This is a genomic window from Streptomyces sp. NPDC001843 (genome assembly GCF_042891955.1).
Taxonomy (GTDB): Bacteria; Actinomycetota; Actinomycetes; order Streptomycetales; family Streptomycetaceae; genus Streptomyces.
On the sequence record NZ_JBIATQ010000007.1, the window covers coordinates 20,618 to 37,252 of the forward strand.

A 16,635-nucleotide genomic window follows, 5' to 3' on the forward strand; every position below is an offset into this window, starting at 1 on the left:
CCACGGTGGGGTGACGTGCGGCGGAGTGCGCGGTTGCCGTGCGGATCACGCTCTGAGCCTCAGGCCGCGCGGTGTGGCGATGAATCCGGCCCCTTCCAGGAGCGCGCCTATGGAGGAGGTGAGGGCCGAGGCGCCGTTGACGCGCTCCACCGTGACCGTGCCGAGGGTGCCCGCGCGGGCGGCCGCCGCCAGGGCGTCCGCGGCCGCGCGCAGGCGTGGGTCGTCGGCCGCCTCCGTGTCCGGTGCGCACGGCCAGGCCAGCAACGTCTTGCCGCCGCGCTCCATGTACAGCGTCAGCTCACCGTCGACGAGCACCACCAGGGAGCCCGCCTTGCGGCCCGGCTTGTGCCCCGCTCCGGCCGGCGGCTCGGGCCAGGACAGGGCCGCGCCGTAGGCGTTCGCCGGATCGGCGGCGGCCAGGACGACCGCGCGGGAGTCGGGGGCGGGAGCGGTACGGGCACGGGGCGTGCCGTAGCCGTACGGGGAGGCGGAAGGTACGGCAGGGCCGCCGCGGGGGCCTCCGTAGCCGGGCGAGGAGAAGTCGGCGGCGATGTCCCGGGGGGAGACGTAGTCACCGGGTGCGGTGCGGTGATCGGCCGGCCAGTCGAAGTCGTCGGTGAAGCCGGCTGTGCCGTGCTCGCTCTCGCCCTGGTCGAACGGGTTCGGGGACGTCTGGTCGGCCGCTCCGAAGTCCGCCGAGGGCAGGGTGTCACCGCGGTCGCGCGCGTTGGACACCGCTCGCAGACGGTCCACCGCTCCGTCCATCGCGAACTGCGCGGCGCCGAGTCCCTCCACCACGTAGCCGCGCCGTGCCTGACCGCTCTCCTCGAAGGCGGACAGGATCCGGTACACGGCCGAGAAGCCGCCCTCGACGCCCTCCGCGGCGACCGCGCCCCGGGTGACCACGCCGTGCCGGTCGAGGAGGGCGCGGGCCAGGGCGTGGGCGCGCACGGTCTGGTCAGGCTCCCGCTCGGGGAGCAGCGACCAGCGGCCCGCGACGGTCGGCGGCCCGCTGCGGGAAGCGGGGCGGGCGGCGGCCGTCAGCGAGCCGTAGCGCCCGCGCGGGACGGCACGCTTCGCCCGGTGCGCGGTCGCGCCCGCGGTACGGCCGGAGCCCAGCAGTGAGCGCATCGGGGCGAGAGTGTCGTTGGTGAGCCGCCCGGACCACGCCAGGTCCCAGACCGCGTCGGCCAGTTGCGGGTCGGTGACCTCGGGGTGGGTGGTGGCGCGGACCTGGTCGGCGATCTGACGGAAGAACAGGCCGTAGCCCCCCGACAAGGCGTCCAGCACGGACTGGTGCAGGGCGGTCAGCTCCAACGGGTGGGGTGGCGGCAGCAGCAGCGGGGCCGCGTCGGCCAGGTACAGGGACACCCAGCCGTCCTTGCCGGGCAGCGCGCCCGCGCCCGCCCACACCACCTCGCCGGCGGCGGTCAGCTCGTCGAGCATCGACGGGGTGTAGTTCGCCACGCGGGACGGCAGGACCAGTTTCTCCAGGGCGGAGGCCGGTACGGACGCGCCCTGCAACTGCTCCACGGCGCGCACCAGTCCGTCGACGCCACGCAGGCCATGGCCCTTGCCGATGTGCTGCCACTGCGGCAGGAACTGCGCCAGCGCGGCCGGCGGGACCGGCTCCAGTTCGTGCCGCAGGGCGGCCAGGGACCGGCGGCGCAGACGGCGCAGCACGGCAGCGTCGCACCACTCCTGGCCGATGCCCGCGGGATGGAACTCGCCCTGGACGACACGGCCGTTCCCGGCCAGGCGCTGCAGCGCGCCCTCCGTGACCGCCACGCCCAGACCGAAGCGGGCCGCCGCCGTGGCCGACGTGAACGGACCGTGGGTGCGGGCGTAGCGGGCCAGCAGATCGCCGAGGGGGTCCTTGACCGGTTCGGTGAAGGCCTCGGGGACGCCGACCGGCAGCGCCGTGCCGAGGGCGTCGCGCAAGCGGCCCGCGTCCTCGATCGCAGCCCAGTGGTCGGCGCCGGCGACGCGGACCCGGATGGCCCGGCGGGCACCGGCCAGCTCCCGTGCCCAGTGCGGCTCGGCGCCCCGCTCGGCCAACTCGGCGTCGGTGAGCGGCCCGAGCACCCTCAGTATGTCCGCGACGCCTTCCACGTCCTTGACGCGGCGGTCCTCGGTGAGCCACTGCAGCTCCCGCTCCAGCTCGGTCAGCACCTCCGCGTCGAGCAGCTCGCGCAGCTCCGCCTGGCCCAGCAGCTCGGCCAGCAGCCGCGAGTCCAGCGACAGCGCGGCGGCGCGGCGCTCGGCGAGGGGCGAGTCGCCCTCGTACAGGAACTGGGCGACGTACCCGAAGAGGAGGGAGCGGGCGAAGGGGGACGGTTCCGGTGTGGTGACCTCGACCAGGCGGACCCTGCGGGACTCGATGTCACCCATCAGCTCGACGAGTCCGGGGACGTCGAAGACGTCCTGGAGGCACTCGCGGACCGCCTCCAGGACGATCGGGAACGAGCCGAACTCACTGGCGACCTGCAGCAGCTGTGCGGCGCGCTGACGCTGCTGCCACAGGGGCGTGCGCTTTCCGGGGTTGCGGCGGGGCAGCAGCAGGGCGCGGGCGGCGCACTCGCGGAAGCGGGACGCGAACAGCGCCGAGCCGCCGACCTGGTCGGTGACGATCTGGTCGACCTCGCCCTTGTCGAAGGCCACGTCCGCCGCGCCCACGGGGGCCTGCTCGGCGTCGTACTCCGTGCCCGGGGAGGCGCCGGTCTTCGCCGGCTCCTGGTCGAGCAGGTCCAGGCCCATGAGGTCGGCGTCCGGCAGGCGCAGCACGATGCCGTCGTCGGCGTGCATGACCTGGGCGTCCATGCCGTACCGCTCGGACAGGCGGGCGCCGAGCGCCAGTGCCCAGGGTGCGTGCACCTGGGCGCCGAAGGGGGAGTGGACGACCACGCGCCAGTCGCCGAGCTCGTCGCGGAAGCGCTCCACGACGATCGTGCGGTCGTCCGGGACGTGACCGCAGGCCTCACGCTGCTCGTCCAGGTACGACAGGACGTTGTCCGCCGCCCATGCGTCGAGGCCGGCCGAAAGGAGCCGGAGCCGCGCGTCGTCCTTCGGCAGCGTGCCGACCTCGCGCAGGAACGCGCCCACCGCGCGGCCCAGTTCCAGCGGGCGGCCCAGCTGGTCGCCCTTCCAGAAGGGCAGCCTGCCGGGCACGCCCGGCGCGGGGGAGACAAGGACGCGGTCGCGTGTGATGTCCTCGATGCGCCAGGAGCTCGTGCCGAGCGTGAAGACGTCGCCGACCCGGGACTCGTAGACCATCTCCTCGTCGAGTTCACCGACCCGGCCGCCGCCCTTCTTGGGGTCGGCCCCGGCGAGGAAGACGCCGAAGAGCCCGCGGTCGGGGATCGTGCCTCCGGAGGTGACGGCGAGGCGCTGGGCGCCCGGCCGGCCGGTGACCGTGCCCGTCACCCGGTCCCACACCACGCGCGGGCGCAGTTCGGCGAAGGCGTCGGAGGGGTAGCGGCCCGCGAGCATGTCCAGGACGGCCGTGAACGCCGACTCGGGGAGCGATGCGAAGGGGGCGGCGCGGCGGACCATGGCCAGCAGGTCGTCGAACTGCCAGCTGTCCAGCGCCGTCATAGCGACCAGTTGCTGCGCGAGGACGTCCAGGGGGTTGGCGGGCACCCTCAGGGACTCGATGGACCCGGAGCGCATCCGCTCGGTCACCACGGCGGCCTGGACCAGGTCGCCACGGTACTTGGGGAAGACGACGCCGGTGGAGACCGCGCCCACCTGGTGTCCCGCGCGGCCGACGCGCTGGAGGCCGGAGGCCACCGAGGGCGGGGACTCGACCTGGACGACGAGATCGACGGCGCCCATGTCGATGCCCAGCTCCAGACTGGAGGTGGCGACCACGGCCGGGAGCCGGCCGGCCTTGAGGTCCTCCTCGACGAGGGCCCGCTGTTCCTTGGACACCGAGCCGTGGTGGGCACGCGCGATGACCGGGGGTGCGCCGTGGGCCGCGCCGGAGCCGCCCATGAGCTCGGCCGGCGAGTGGTGCTCGTCCAACGGCTCACCGGTCGCCCGCTCGTACGCGATCTCGTTGAGCCGGTTGCACAGGCGCTCCGCGAGCCGGCGGGAGTTGGCGAACACGATCGTGGAGCGGTGGGCCTGCACCAGGTCGGTGATTCGCTCCTCGACGTGCGGCCAGATGGACGGCCGCTCCGCGCCCTCGCTGCCGTCGGCGACCGGGGAGCCGCCCAGCTCGCCCAGGTCCTCGACCGGGACGACGACGGAGAGGTCGAACTCCTTGCCGGACTCCGGCTGGACGATCTCCACCTTGCGGCGGGGCGAGAGATAGCGGGCCACCTCGTCCACCGGGCGGACTGTCGCGGACAGGCCGATGCGGCGGGCAGGCCTTGGCAACAGCTCGTCCAGACGCTCCAGGGAGAGCGCGAGATGCGCGCCGCGCTTGGTGCCCGCGACCGCGTGCACCTCGTCCAGGATCACCGTCTCCACGCCGGTCAGCGCGTCCCGCGTGGCCGACGTCAGCATCAGGAACAGGGACTCCGGGGTGGTGATCAGGATGTCCGGCGGACGCGTGGACAGGGCGCGGCGCTCGGCGGCCGGGGTGTCGCCGGAGCGGATGCCGACCTTGACCTCGGGCTCGGGCAGGCCCAGACGCACCGATTCCTGGCGGATACCGGTCAGGGGGCTGCGCAGGTTGCGCTCCACGTCGACCGCGAGGGCCTTCAGCGGAGACACGTACAACACGCGGCAGCGCTTCCTGGGGTCGGCCGGGGGAGGCGTCGAAGCGAGCTGGTCAAGGGCGGCGAGGAACGCGGCCAGTGTCTTGCCGGAGCCCGTCGGCGCGACCACCAGCACGTCCGAGCCCTCCCCGATGGCCTGCCACGCCCCCGCCTGGGCCGCGGTGGGCGCGGAGAAGGCCCCCGTGAACCAGCCGCGGGTCGCGGGGGAGAAGCCGTCGAGGGCCCGATGTGCGGAGCTGACCATGCGTCCATCCTGCACCCCGCCTCTGACAATCGCCCTGACCTGGGCGGATACCCCGGCATCGGCCCCGCCCGGCGGTACCCGCCCGAGGCACGGAGGCATGCCGGAGAATGGGTGGATGGCGGGATCGGAAGAGCTGGCGCGGCACTGGCGGTATCCGGAGCTGCCCGGAGTCGATCTGCTGTGGGCGCGCTACATCCGCAAGAACTTCGTACGGCACACCCACGAGAACTTCGTGATCGCGGCCATCGCCGACGGCGTCGAGGTCTTCCATCACCGCGGTGCCGACCAGTACGCCGGCGCCGGGGCGCTCGCCCTGGTCAATCCGGACACGCCGCACACGGGGCGGGCGGGCGTCCCGGAGGGGTGGCGCTACGGGGCGGTCTACCCGGCACCCGAAGTGGTCGCGGGGATCGCTGCCGAGACGACGGCGATCCGGGGCACACCCGGTTTCGTCAGCCCGGTGCTGGACGATCCGTACACCGTTCGCCTGGTGCACCAGGTGCTGCGCGCGGCCGAGGAGGGCAACGCGCTGGCCGCCGACACACTGCTGCGGGTCGCGGTGACGCGGCTGCTGCGGTTGAACGGCGGGCCGGTGCCACGCCGCGAGGTGCGGACGGCGGGGTCCCGGATCGCGGCACGCGCGCGTGCCGTGCTGGAGGAGCGGATGGCCGATCCGCCGACCCTGGAGCGGCTGGCCACCGAGCTAAGCACCAGCCCCTTCGCCCTCCTACGGGCGTTCCGCGATGTCTACGGCATGCCGCCGCACGCCTGGCTGACCGACGCCCGGGTGCGCCGGGCGCGGCGCCTCCTCGACGAGGGGACGACGCCCGCCGAGGCCGCTCTCGTCGTCGGGTTCACCGACCAACCGCACCTCAACCGCCACTTCGCCCGGATCGTCGGGGTGCCGCCGGGGGCGTACCAGCGGGAGCGCAAGAACGTACAAGACCCTTCACCGCCGCCGCTCGTACCGTCGGACGTGTGGATGAACAGACAGCTCTCTCGGACAGGGGTGTCGACGGCGGGGCGAAACCGGACCTCGCCGTGGTCCGGGACGCCCTCGGGGTCGGAGTCGCCGTCGGACTGTCCGGGTTCGCCTTCGGGGTGACCTCGGCCGGCAGCGGGCTCGGACTGCTGCAGACGTGTGCGCTCAGCCTCCTGGTGTTCACCGGTGCTTCCCAGTTCGCCCTGGTCGGGGCGCTCGCGGCCGGTGGCAATCCGCTGACGGCCGCCGCGGGCGCCTTCTTCCTCGGGGTGCGCAACGCCTTCTACGGGCTGCGGCTGTCGCAGGTGCTGGCCCTCCCGCGCGCGGTGCGGCCGTTCGCCGCCCAGTGGGTGATCGACGAGACGACGGCGGTGTCGCTGGCACAGCCGACGCGGCGCGGCGCCCGCCTCGGGTTTGCCGTCACCGGGCTCAGTCTCTACCTGCTGTGGAACCTCACCACGCTGCTCGGCGCGCTGGGCGCCAAGGCCATCGGGGACACCGACGCCTGGGGCCTGGATGCGGCAGGACCCGCGGTCTTCCTGGCGCTGCTCGCCCCCATGGTGCGGAGCACCACCGAGCGGGCGGTCGCCACCCTGGCGGTGCTGCTGGGGCTCGGTCTGCTGCCCGTCCTGCCCGCCGGTGCGCCCGTACTGGTGGCCGCGCTCGCCGCACCTGCCGTCCTGTGGGCCCAGGGCCACCGCAGGGGACGTACCCACGACGACGTACCGGGAGGACACCGTTGACCACCTGGATGGCGATCGCTGCCACCGCCCTCGGCTGCTATGCCGTCAAGCTGGCGGGGCTCCTCGTGCCCGCGGGCACCCTCGAGCGGCCAGTGGTGAGGCGGCTCGCCGCGCTGCTGCCCGTCGCCCTCCTGGCCGCCCTCACGGCCCAGCAGACCTTCGCGGACGGGCGGACGCTCGTGCTGGACGCCCGGGCCGCGGGGCTGGCGGCGGCCGCCGTGGCGCTGCTGCTGAGGGCCCCCTTCCTGGTGATCGTCGCGGCCGCCGTGGTGGTGACGGCCGGTGTGCGGGCCGTGGGCGGGTGACAGGCACGCGGATCAGCCGACGTAACGGCCGTAAGCCCTCAGGGTCCGCAGGGCGTCGATCGTCACCATCGGGCGGGCCTCCAGGGCGATGCCCGGTGCCCACTGGCGCCACCGGACGGGCCAGCCGCCGTCGTCCTGCTGGGCGGCGGCGAGGAAGTCCAGGGACCGGGCCATCTCGTCGTCGGTGAACCACGCGCGCGCGAGGGAGTGCGGGGTCCGGGCGAAGTCGTGCGGGAAGTGGTGCTCGCCCGGGGCGTAGCCGGGCGCGACCGGGTACGCCCCGAGGTGCTCCGGGTCGAGCGCGGCGAGCCGCTGCTCGCGCACCAGACGGCCGAGGCGGTCGGCGGCCGCCGCCGCGCGCTCACGGTCGGGTGCCGAGTCCAGGAAGGCCACGGCGGCCTCGATCTCGTACGGGTGGGACTTCTCCAGGGACTCCACGGCCTGCCAGCAGAAGTCGGTGGCCCGGAACAGCCAGGCGTGCCAGACCGCGTTGCGGTGCAGCAGGCCCACCACCGGCCCGGTGGCCAGCAGCTCGCTGGGCGGGTCGTCGACGATCGGGATGAACGGGGCCGCCGGATAGCCGCGCTGGCCGGGGTGGACGGCGGGCAGGGCGCCGTCCGCGGTGGAGACGGAGGTCAGATAGCGGCACACACGCTCCACCCGCTGCCCGCCGCACCGCCCGATGGCGTCCAGGACGCGCAGGGCGTGGCCGGTGTGCAGAGGCTGGCTGACCGGTCCGCGCAGGTCGGGTTCCAGTGCGTGGCCGTACCCGCCGTCGTCGTTGCGGTACGCGTCCAGTGCCGTCTCCACCGGATCGGCGCCGCCGTTCAGGAAGTGGTACGCGAAGAGATGCTGTTCGAGCACGCGCGCGGTGAGCCAGACGAAGTGTTCGGCACGGAAGAGCGGGGAGCGCGCCGAGGGCGTGGGAGGGAGTGGGGAAGCTCCTGTTTCGGGCATGCGTCAGACCGTAGGGCGGAAAGCGGTCTCGGCGAGTGGTCCCGGTCAGGGCCCACCCCCAGGGGCGGGATACTGGAGTCATGCGGTTGACGGTCTTCTGGGAGCGGATGGCGGAGTACTTCGGTGCGGGGTACGCCGACACCTTCGCGCGCGACCACGTGATGTCGGAGCTCGGTGGACGCACCGTGCACGAGGCGCTGGCGGAGGGCTGGGAGGCCAAGGACGTGTGGCGCGTGGTCTGCTCCGTCATGAACGTTCCGGGGGAGAAGCGCTGATCCGTCACGAAGATCGCAGGGGGGTGCCGGGTTGTCGGCGCCGTGGGCGAGACTTGCACCGTGGCACCCACTGACGACACAGGGCAGACCGCCCAGCAGGCACCCCAGGCACCCCCGTCCGGTATGACGACCCCCGGCCCCCGGTCCCCGGCCGAGGGCGCCGCCGGGGTGGGCGCCCGCATGCCGCGCTGGCTGCCGCGCGCCATGGTGCTCGCTCTGGCCCTGGTCGCCGCCTTCCAGCTGGGCAGCTGGGCCTTCCACCAGCTGACCGGCCTGTTGATCAACATCCTCATCGCGTTCTTCCTGGCCCTCGCCATAGAGCCCGCGGTGAGCCGGATGGCCGCCCGCGGCATGCGCCGGGGGCTGGCCACCTTCCTGGTCTTCCTCGGTCTGATGATCCTGACCGCGGGGTTCGTCACCCTGCTCGGCTCGATGCTCGCGGGTCAGATCATCAAGATGGTCGAGGGGTTCCCGCAATACCTCGACTCGGTCATCCACTGGGTCAACCAGACGTTCCACACCAAGCTCAGGCGGGTCGACGTCCAGGAGGGCCTGCTGCACTCCGACTGGCTGCGCAAGTACGCGCAGAACAGTGCCGCCGGGGTGCTCGACGTGTCCGCCCAGGTGCTCGGCGGCCTGTTCCAGTTGCTGACGGTCACCCTCTTCTCGTTCTATTTTGCCGCCGACGGTCCGCGACTGCGCCGGGCGATCTGCTCCGTACTGCCGCCCGCCCGCCAGACCGAGGTGCTGCGCGCCTGGGAGATAGCCGTCGACAAGACCGGCGGCTATCTGTACTCGCGAGGCCTGATGGCGCTCATCTCGGGGATCGCGCACTACATCCTGCTCCAGGCCCTGGGCGTGCCGTACGCGCCCGTGCTGGGCGTCTGGGTGGGCCTGGTCTCCCAGTTCATCCCCACCATCGGCACCTACCTGGCGGGCGCGCTGCCCATGCTGATCGCGTTCACCGTGGCCCCCTGGTACGCGGTGTGGGTGCTGGTGTTCGTCGTGATCTACCAGCAGTTCGAGAACTACATGCTGCAGCCGAAGCTGACCTCGAAGACCGTCGACATCCACCCGGCGGTGGCCTTCGGCTCGGTCATCGCGGGCACCGCGCTGCTCGGTGCCGTCGGCGCGCTGATCGCCATCCCCGCCGTCGCCACGCTCCAGGCCTTCCTGGGCGCGTACGTGAAGCGGTACGCGGTCACGGACGATCCCCGGGTCCACGGGCATCGCAGACGGGGATCGGGCGGGCCGGGCCCGCTCACTCGTGCGCGGCGGCTGTGGTCGCGGCAAGCGGGGACGGAAGAGCGGGATCCGGGGACGGCGGATCCGGAGACGGGGGAGCCGGGGACGAGGGGCGCCGGGGAAGGCGGCGGCTCGTCGCTCAATACGTGAGGACCGCCCACACCCCCGCACCTGCCACGGCCGCCGCGTAGCAGCCCACCGCCGCAGTCACGATCCGCCGCCGGACCCGCTCGCTCCAGGAGGTGCGGGACAGCAGCCAGGCCAGCGCCGGCAGCACCAGGACGGCGTGCAGACTCACCCCGTGCAGCGGCTTGAGCGGGGCCGTCGAGTGGTAGGCCGCCTCCTGGTGGCCGGTCCGGGTGAGCACCACACCGCGAGCGATCATCGCGGCGCCCGAGGCCAGCGCCACGAGCAGGATGGCGAACCCGGACCGCACCGCGAGCGCCATGCCGGCGGGGCCGTCCGGCCGGTGCCGGAAGGACACGACGGCGAAGACCGTGAGCAGTGCCACCAGGACCGCGCCGCCGACCGCGAGCGTCATCGACACCGCCGTGTCGAAGGGCGTTTCCATGTTCATGTGCGAGGGCACCCGGCGCCATGCCTGAAGGGTGATGCCGCCGACCTCCACCACGCAGTCGGCGGCGAACACGGTGAGCAGGACGGTACGCAGCCGCGGATCGACGCGCAGGTACGACGTGACCCAGGTGACCGCGATCAGCGTCACCCCGAAGGACAGCCCGAAGGTGACGGGCTTGCGCCAGGAGACCGGTCCGTCCCAGGGCCCGCCGTCGACCGCGAACACCACCAGGTGCGCGAGACCGGAGAGGACGAGGAGCACACCGGTCGCATGCCACAGACGCTCGGCTGGACGGGGATTCTTCATGGCCCAAGGCTCCCGGGAGCACCGCACACGGTCGTCGTCCGGCCGGAGGCACCCCTCGTACGCCCTGCGGAGCAGACGGCGGGTTGCCGAGCGGTCAGCCCTGCGGCTCCTGCGGCTTCACCTCGGCCTCGCGCAGCCCCTGGTCCCTGAGTTCGGTGCGTGCCTCCGTCCGGTGGCCACGGGCGATGTAGTCACGAACGACCAGTTCGACGGCGTCCTGGGGGGACCCGACCCCCGCCAGGACCATCACCTCCACGACCAGTTCGGCATCGAGACTGATGTTGATCTTGGCCATGGCTCTCTCCTTCTGTCGCCTCGTACAGACGGTAGAGGTCTGCGCAGCCGCGTGGAGCGCTTGACACGAAAATCGAACATCCATTCTTATGAAGGCTCAGGCGAGGCTCCAGGTTGGGGATTTCGTCCCGTTAAGGGATGGGGTGTCCCCTTGTTATCCACAGGCCGGACCGGCGTCGGGGCGCATTGTCAGTGGCAGGCGTTAGCGTCTTTGACGTGAAGCGATCGACTCAAGCAAACCGGGTGGAACCCATGGCAGGAACCGACCGCGAGAAGGCGCTCGACGCCGCGCTCGCACAGATTGAACGGCAATTCGGCAAGGGCGCGGTCATGCGCATGGGCGAGCGGTCGAAGGAGCCCATCGAGGTCATCCCGACCGGGTCGACCGCGCTCGACGTCGCCCTCGGCGTCGGTGGCCTGCCGCGCGGCCGTGTGGTGGAGATCTACGGTCCGGAGTCCTCCGGTAAGACCACCCTGACCCTCCACGCGGTGGCGAACGCGCAGAAGGCCGGCGGCCAGGTCGCCTTCGTGGACGCGGAGCACGCCCTCGACCCCGAGTACGCGAAGAAGCTCGGCGTCGACATCGACAACCTGATCCTCTCCCAGCCGGACAACGGCGAGCAGGCCCTGGAGATCGTGGACATGCTGGTCCGCTCCGGCGCCCTCGACCTCATCGTCATCGACTCGGTCGCCGCGCTCGTCCCGCGCGCGGAGATCGAGGGCGAGATGGGTGACAGCCACGTCGGTCTGCAGGCCCGGCTGATGAGCCAGGCCCTGCGGAAGATCACCAGCGCGCTCAACCAGTCCAAGACCACGGCGATCTTCATCAACCAGCTCCGCGAGAAGATCGGCGTGATGTTCGGCTCCCCGGAGACCACGACCGGTGGCCGGGCGCTGAAGTTCTACGCCTCGGTGCGCATCGACATCCGCCGTATCGAGACCCTGAAGGACGGCACGGAGGCGGTCGGCAACCGCACCCGCTGCAAGGTCGTCAAGAACAAGGTCGCGCCGCCCTTCAAGCAGGCGGAGTTCGACATCCTCTACGGCCAGGGCATCAGCCGCGAGGGCGGCCTGATCGACATGGGCGTGGAGCACGGCTTCGTCCGCAAGGCAGGCGCCTGGTACACCTACGAGGGCGACCAGCTCGGCCAGGGCAAGGAGAACGCGCGCAACTTCCTGAAGGACAACCCCGACCTGGCCAACGAGATCGAGAAGAAGATCAAGGAGAAGCTGGGCGTGGGCGTGCGGCCGGAGGAACCCGCCGCCGAGCCGGGCACGGACGCCGCGGCCGGTGCCGCCACGGACGACGCCGCCAAGACGGTGCCCGCCCCGGCGGCCACCAAGGCCACCAAGCCCAAGGCCGCCGCCGCCAAGAGCTGACCTGTGACACGACGAACCGACTGGGCCGAGTACGAGTACGCCGCCCCTGGTGCCCCACGGGGGAGGGGCACCAGGGGCGACACGGGCGCAGCCCCGGACGGTGACGGCGGGTATGCGGACGACCTGGCCCACGAGGACGACGGCCCGCGCGGTGCCGGGTCCCGTGGGGGTCGTGGGCGCCGTCGGCGTGGCTTCGGCGAGTCGTCGGCACCCCGGGAAGACGAAGACGCCCCTTCCTCGTCGAGGGCCGAGCGGGGGGAGTCTTCAGGGGACCCGGTCGAGCGGGCACGGGCGATCTGCCTGCGCCTGCTCACCGGGACCCCGCGCACCCGCAAGCAGCTCGCGGACGCCCTGCGCAAGCGGGAGATCCCCGAGGACGTGGCGGAGGAGGTGCTGTCGCGGTTCGAGGAGGTCGGGCTGATCGACGACGGGGCGTTCGCGGACGCCTGGGTGGAGTCCCGGCACCACGGCCGGGGGCTGGCACGGCGCGCGCTCGCCCGGGAGCTGAGGACCAAGGGCGTCGACTCGGCCCTGATCGACGACGCGGTCGCACAGCTCGACTCCGAGCAGGAGGAGGCGACGGCCCGCGAACTCGTCGCGCGAAAGCTGCGTGCCACCCGCGGCCTCGACCGGGACAAGCGCATCCGCCGCCTCGCCGGCATGCTCGCCCGCAAGGGATACCCCGAAGGCATGGCCCTCAGAGTGGTCCGGCAGGCCTTGCAGGAGGAGGGCGAGGACACGGAGTTCCTCGAGGGCGAGAGCTACTGAGCGGCATTCGGCGGACGGCGGCGTACACCCGCGTGGTACCTCCTCGCGCAGCGCGGGCCGTCGCCGATCCCGTCGAGACGGCCCGATGTCCCGGCACGGGAGTGGGGTTAGCCCCCTTCAAAGACGCCGGAGCACCGCAGTGCGCGGTCACCGGTGCGTCGACGACCGTGTACGCATGATGCTGCGCTACGCCTTACGAACAGTCCGTGCCCGCAAGGCGGGCTTCCTCGGTCCCTTCCTCGCCCTGATGTGCGCGGCCGCCCTCATCACCGCCTGCGGCACCCTGCTGGAGACCGGACTGCGCGGCACGATCCGCACCGAGCGCTACACGTCGGCCCCCGTCGTGGTCTCCGCCGACCAGAACGTGCACCGGACCACCGTCAAGCACAAGAAGGGCAAGACGAAGGTCAAGCACAAGGCGAAACCCATCGCCGAGCGCGCCTGGCTGCCGGCGGGCCTGCAGCACACCCTGGCCCACACCCCCGGAGTGGCCCGCGTCGTCCCCGAACTCACCTTCCTCGCCGAGCCGCTGACGCCGTCCGGCACAGGCGGCCGTACCGCGTACGGGCACGCCTGGGACTCCGCCGCGCTGACGCCGTACCGGCTGACCTCCGGCACCGCACCGAAGGCCGGGACCGACCTCGTCATCGACACCTACCTCGCCGCCCGCGCCCGTCTGAAGCCCGGCGACCACCTCACCGTCCAGTCGGCCCGGGCCCCGCGCAGCTACCGGATCACCGGCATCGCCGCTCCGGCCGCGGACGTACGCCACCAGACGTCCCTGTTCTTCTCCGCCAACGAGGCCCGCCGCCTGGCCGCACACCCGGGGCAGGTCACCGCGTTCGGTGTGCTCCCGGCTCATGGCACCGACCCGGGCCGGCTCCGGCAGGCCGTGGCGGACGCGCTGCACGGCACCACCGCTCAGGTCAGCGCCGGTGACGCCCGTGGCCCCGGCGAGTTCCTGGACGCGGCCGCGGCGCGCGTCCGGCTGGTCAGCATGGGCGGCGCGATGGGCGGCACCTCGCTGCTGGTGGCGGTCCTCGTGGTCGTCGGGACCTTCGCCCTCGGCGTGCAGCAGCGCCACCGGGAGCTCGCCCTGCTCCGCGCCATCGCAGCCACGCCCGGGCAGATCCGCAAGCTGCTGGGCCGGGAGGCCCTGATCGTCGGTGCCGCCGCCGGCACGGCGGGCGCGCTCCTGGGACTGCCGCTCGGTGGCTGGCTGCACGCCAGGTTCGTCGCCAAGGGCGCCGTCCCCGCCACGCTCCAGCACACCGCCGGTGTCTTCCCCCCGCTGGCCGCCTTTGCCGCGACGCTGCTCGGCGCATGGGCCGCCGCCCGGGTCGCGTCCCGCCGGGTCACCCGTATCCGTCCGGCCGAGGCGCTGGCCGAGGCCAAGGTCGAGCGCGCCCGCCCCGCTTGGGGGAGGATCGTCGCGGGCCTGCTGCTGCTCGCCGGTGGCGTGGTCCTCGTGGCCGTACTCACCGGACTGCGCACCGAGCCCGCCTCGACGCCCGTGACCTTCCTGGCCGTCGTGGTGCTGTCCACCTCCGTCGCCCTGCTCGGCCCGCTGCTGGTGCGGGCGGCAACGTCGCTGCTGTCCCGTCCGCTGCGGCTCAGCGGCCCCGGCGGCCGGCTCGCCACCGCCAACCTGCGCGGCAACGCCGCCCGGATGGCCTCCGTCGTCACCCCCCTCACCCTGCTCATCGGCATGACCTGCACCGTCCTGTTCGTCCAGTCGACCCTCGGCGACGCCGCCCGCGCCCAGACCCGCGAAGGCGTCCGAGCCGACTGGGTGGTGGCGGCCCAGGGGCCGGGTGTCCCGGCCGAGGCCGCACGGCGGCTGCGCTCGCACCACGACGCGGTCACCGAGGTGGTCCGCACCACCGTCCGCGTCGGCCTGGACAAATACGCCGCCCAGGGCGTCACCCCGGCGGGCCTCACGCGCACCTGGGACCCGGACGTCACCGCCGGCTCCCTCGACGGGCTCTCCGCGCGCACGGTCACCATCAGCCAACTGGCCGCGGACCAACTGCACCTGAAGCCCGGCAGCACCCTGAAGCTCACGCTCGGCGACGGCACGCCCGCCACGCTCACCGTCACCGCCGTCTACCGCCGGGGCCTCGGCTTCGGCGATCTGACCTTCGCGCACGACCTCGTCGTCCACCACGTCGACAACCCGCTCGCCGCCTCCGTCCTCGTCGCCACGGACCGTACACAGCATCAACTCGCGAGCACACTCCGTGAGTACCCGGGGCTCCGGATCCTCTCCCCGGCCGCCGCGGACTCCCTGCAGGCCGAACGCCGTCAGGCCAACGCCGAGGCCAACTACCTGGCCATGGGGCTGGTCCTCGCCTTCACCGCCATCGCCGTGGTCAACACGCTCGCCATGTCGGTGTCCGAGCGGGTCCGGGAGTTCGCTCTGCTCCGGCTCGCCGGGGCGACCCGCCGGCAGGTGCTGCGCATGCTGAGGACGGAGGCGCTGTCGGTGCTGCTCCTCGCCACCTCGCTCGGCAGCGGCATCGCCCTCGCCGTCCTGACCGCGTTCAGCATCGGGATGACGGGCCGCGCCGCGCCCGCGGTCACGCCCCTGCTGTACGTCACCGTCGTCGCGACCGCAGCCCTCCTCGCCCTCGTGGGATCGTCCCTGCCGGGACGGGTGGCGCTCAGGGTGCCGGCGGTGACCGTCGCGACGGCGCAGGAGTAGCCCGCCGCGCTCCGCCCGTCACGCGGTGTCGGACACCACCGGCAGCCCCGCCGCCCGCCACGCCTGGAACCCGCCGACCAGATCGGTGGCCCGGTGCAGCCCCAGCTGGTGGAGGGAGGCGGCGGCCAGGCTGGACGCATAACCCTCGTTGCAGATCACCACGATGTTCAGATCGTGCCCGGTCGCCTCGGGGACGCGGTGGCTGCCCTGGGGGTCGAGCCGCCACTCGAGTTCGTTGCGCTCGATGACCAGGGCGCCGGGAATGAGGCCGTCCCGGTCGCGCAGGGCGGCGTACCGGATGTCGACCAACAGCGCCGCGCCCGACTGCGCCGCCTCGTACGCATCCCGTGCCTCGACGCGCCGGTAGCCCGCGCGCACCCGTTCCAGCACCTCGTCGATGCCGGACGGTCCCTCTCCCGCACTGCTCACTGCCAGTCCTCCGGGCGTTCCACCTGCTCCAGCCGCAGCAGCTGTCCGGTTCGACTGTAGCGACGGATCTGCGGCAGCGGCGGGTAGTAGGCGTGCACGGAGATCGCGTGCCGCTCGGTCGACTCGTTGAGCACCTCGTGGACGTGGTGGCGGCCGAAGGCACGGCCCTGACCGGCCGGCAACCGCCGCTCACGGTCCACGCCGTCGGTGAGCTCCAGGGTCTTCCAGCCGTCACTCGGCAGCCGGGCGGCGAGCGAGTTCTCCTTCAGCTCGCCCGACGCGGTGAGGAACGCGCCGACCGAGTCGGCGTGGTCGTGCCAGCCGGTGCCGGTGCCCGGGGGCCAGCCGATCAGCCAGGCCTCGCTCCCGCCGGGGCCCTCCAGCCGCACCCAGGTGCGGCCCTCGGGGTCGAGCGGAAGCGAGGCGATCAGCTCGGCGTCGGCGGCCGTACGCCGTACGAAGTCGAGGAGGTCCGCCTGCGTGGGTGCCGAAACGGCCGCGGACACGGGGGAGGAGACAGACACGTGCACCGTCCTGGAGAGCGTTCGCCGAAGGGGCGCCCGAGGGCGCCCGGAGAGAAAAGGGGGGATGAGACTTCAGCAGGACGGACGACACACGCAGCCCGCATAGCGGACGAGGTCCATATGGACCCTCCGCCACAGGCGCACATCGGTGTCGGTCATGGTTCGGAGTACACCATCG

Annotated in this window: 15 protein-coding genes; 8 read left to right on the top strand and 7 right to left on the bottom strand. The window is 72.9% G+C overall.

Annotated features, from left to right (window positions below):
• Nucleotides 1–45: 45 nt before the first annotated feature.
• Entirely contained in the window at nucleotides 46–4,968 is a 4,923-nt protein-coding gene (locus tag ACFYZQ_RS18805; protein WP_389148542.1) for a DEAD/DEAH box helicase, read from the bottom strand.
• Nucleotides 4,969–5,083: 115 nt separating this feature from the next.
• Between ACFYZQ_RS18805 and ACFYZQ_RS18810 the strand changes: the two genes are divergently transcribed.
• The 3 genes from ACFYZQ_RS18810 to ACFYZQ_RS18820 are packed head-to-tail and all read left to right on the top strand — an operon-like array spanning nucleotide 5,084 to nucleotide 6,998.
• The gene (locus ACFYZQ_RS18810) at nucleotides 5,084–6,073 is read left to right on the top strand and encodes an AraC family transcriptional regulator (protein WP_389148545.1); all 990 of its coding nucleotides are present in this window, start codon (nucleotides 5,084–5,086) and stop codon (nucleotides 6,071–6,073) included.
• Complete coding sequence (locus ACFYZQ_RS18815; RefSeq protein WP_389148547.1) at nucleotides 6,010–6,693, top strand: AzlC family ABC transporter permease; 684 nt, start codon at nucleotides 6,010–6,012, stop codon at nucleotides 6,691–6,693. Before ACFYZQ_RS18810 ends, ACFYZQ_RS18815 begins: the two co-directional genes overlap by 64 nt.
• Nucleotides 6,690–6,998: an AzlD domain-containing protein gene (locus ACFYZQ_RS18820; protein WP_389148550.1), complete on the top strand. Its 309-nt coding sequence runs from the start codon at nucleotides 6,690–6,692 to the stop codon at nucleotides 6,996–6,998. The genes ACFYZQ_RS18815 and ACFYZQ_RS18820 overlap by 4 nt, the downstream gene beginning before the upstream one ends.
• Nucleotides 6,999–7,010: 12 nt before the next feature.
• Here the strand turns inward: ACFYZQ_RS18820 and ACFYZQ_RS18825 are convergent, their stop codons facing one another.
• Nucleotides 7,011–7,955, bottom strand: coding sequence for a hypothetical protein (locus tag ACFYZQ_RS18825; RefSeq protein ID WP_389148553.1), 945 nt, complete (start codon nucleotides 7,953–7,955; stop codon nucleotides 7,011–7,013).
• Between the two features lie 80 nt (nucleotides 7,956–8,035).
• On the opposite strand from ACFYZQ_RS18825, the gene ACFYZQ_RS18830 reads away from it, so the two are divergent.
• Entirely contained in the window at nucleotides 8,036–8,230 is a 195-nt protein-coding gene (locus tag ACFYZQ_RS18830; RefSeq protein ID WP_388799767.1) for a DUF3046 domain-containing protein, read from the top strand.
• A gap of 60 nt (nucleotides 8,231–8,290) precedes the next feature.
• Nucleotides 8,291–9,625 (top strand): AI-2E family transporter, encoded by a 1,335-nt coding sequence (locus tag ACFYZQ_RS18835; RefSeq protein ID WP_389148555.1) that lies wholly within the window; start codon nucleotides 8,291–8,293, stop codon nucleotides 9,623–9,625.
• On the opposite strand, the gene ACFYZQ_RS18840 is transcribed toward ACFYZQ_RS18835, so the two are convergent.
• Together ACFYZQ_RS18840 and ACFYZQ_RS18845 are read right to left on the bottom strand one after the other, a co-directional pair.
• Entirely contained in the window at nucleotides 9,615–10,358 is a 744-nt protein-coding gene (locus ACFYZQ_RS18840; protein WP_389148558.1) for a hypothetical protein, read from the bottom strand. The genes ACFYZQ_RS18835 and ACFYZQ_RS18840 overlap by 11 nt on opposite strands.
• A 94-nt stretch (nucleotides 10,359–10,452) precedes the next feature.
• A complete protein-coding gene (locus ACFYZQ_RS18845; protein WP_389148561.1) occupies nucleotides 10,453–10,653 on the bottom strand; it encodes a type II toxin-antitoxin system VapB family antitoxin in 201 nt (66 codons plus the stop codon).
• A 251-nt stretch (nucleotides 10,654–10,904) separates the two neighbouring features.
• Between ACFYZQ_RS18845 and recA the strand changes: the two genes are divergently transcribed.
• The 3 genes from recA (at nucleotide 10,905) to ACFYZQ_RS18860 (ending at nucleotide 15,504) form a co-directional block, all read left to right on the top strand.
• Nucleotides 10,905–12,032, top strand: coding sequence for a recombinase RecA (recA, locus tag ACFYZQ_RS18850; RefSeq protein ID WP_389148563.1), 1,128 nt, complete (start codon nucleotides 10,905–10,907; stop codon nucleotides 12,030–12,032).
• A gap of 3 nt (nucleotides 12,033–12,035) precedes the next feature.
• Nucleotides 12,036–12,800, top strand: a complete 765-nt coding sequence (gene recX, locus ACFYZQ_RS18855; RefSeq protein WP_389148566.1) for a recombination regulator RecX — start codon at nucleotides 12,036–12,038, stop codon at nucleotides 12,798–12,800.
• Between the two features lie 175 nt (nucleotides 12,801–12,975).
• Entirely contained in the window at nucleotides 12,976–15,504 is a 2,529-nt protein-coding gene (locus ACFYZQ_RS18860; protein ID WP_389148568.1) for an FtsX-like permease family protein, read from the top strand.
• A gap of 18 nt (nucleotides 15,505–15,522) precedes the next feature.
• On the opposite strand, the gene ACFYZQ_RS18865 is transcribed toward ACFYZQ_RS18860, so the two are convergent.
• The 3 genes from ACFYZQ_RS18865 to ACFYZQ_RS18875 all read right to left on the bottom strand — a co-directional run bounded on the left by ACFYZQ_RS18865 (nucleotide 15,523) and on the right by ACFYZQ_RS18875 (nucleotide 16,616).
• The gene (locus ACFYZQ_RS18865; RefSeq protein ID WP_389148571.1) at nucleotides 15,523–15,933 is read right to left on the bottom strand and encodes a rhodanese-like domain-containing protein; all 411 of its coding nucleotides are present in this window, start codon (nucleotides 15,931–15,933) and stop codon (nucleotides 15,523–15,525) included.
• Nucleotides 15,930–16,463, bottom strand: a complete 534-nt coding sequence (locus ACFYZQ_RS18870) for a cysteine dioxygenase (RefSeq protein WP_389148574.1) — start codon at nucleotides 16,461–16,463, stop codon at nucleotides 15,930–15,932. Before ACFYZQ_RS18870 ends, ACFYZQ_RS18865 begins: the two co-directional genes overlap by 4 nt.
• A gap of 66 nt (nucleotides 16,464–16,529) precedes the next feature.
• On the bottom strand, nucleotides 16,530–16,616 hold the full coding sequence (locus ACFYZQ_RS18875) for a putative leader peptide (RefSeq protein WP_311605579.1): 87 nt from the start codon (nucleotides 16,614–16,616) through the stop codon (nucleotides 16,530–16,532).
• Between the last annotated feature and the right edge of the window lie 19 nt (nucleotides 16,617–16,635).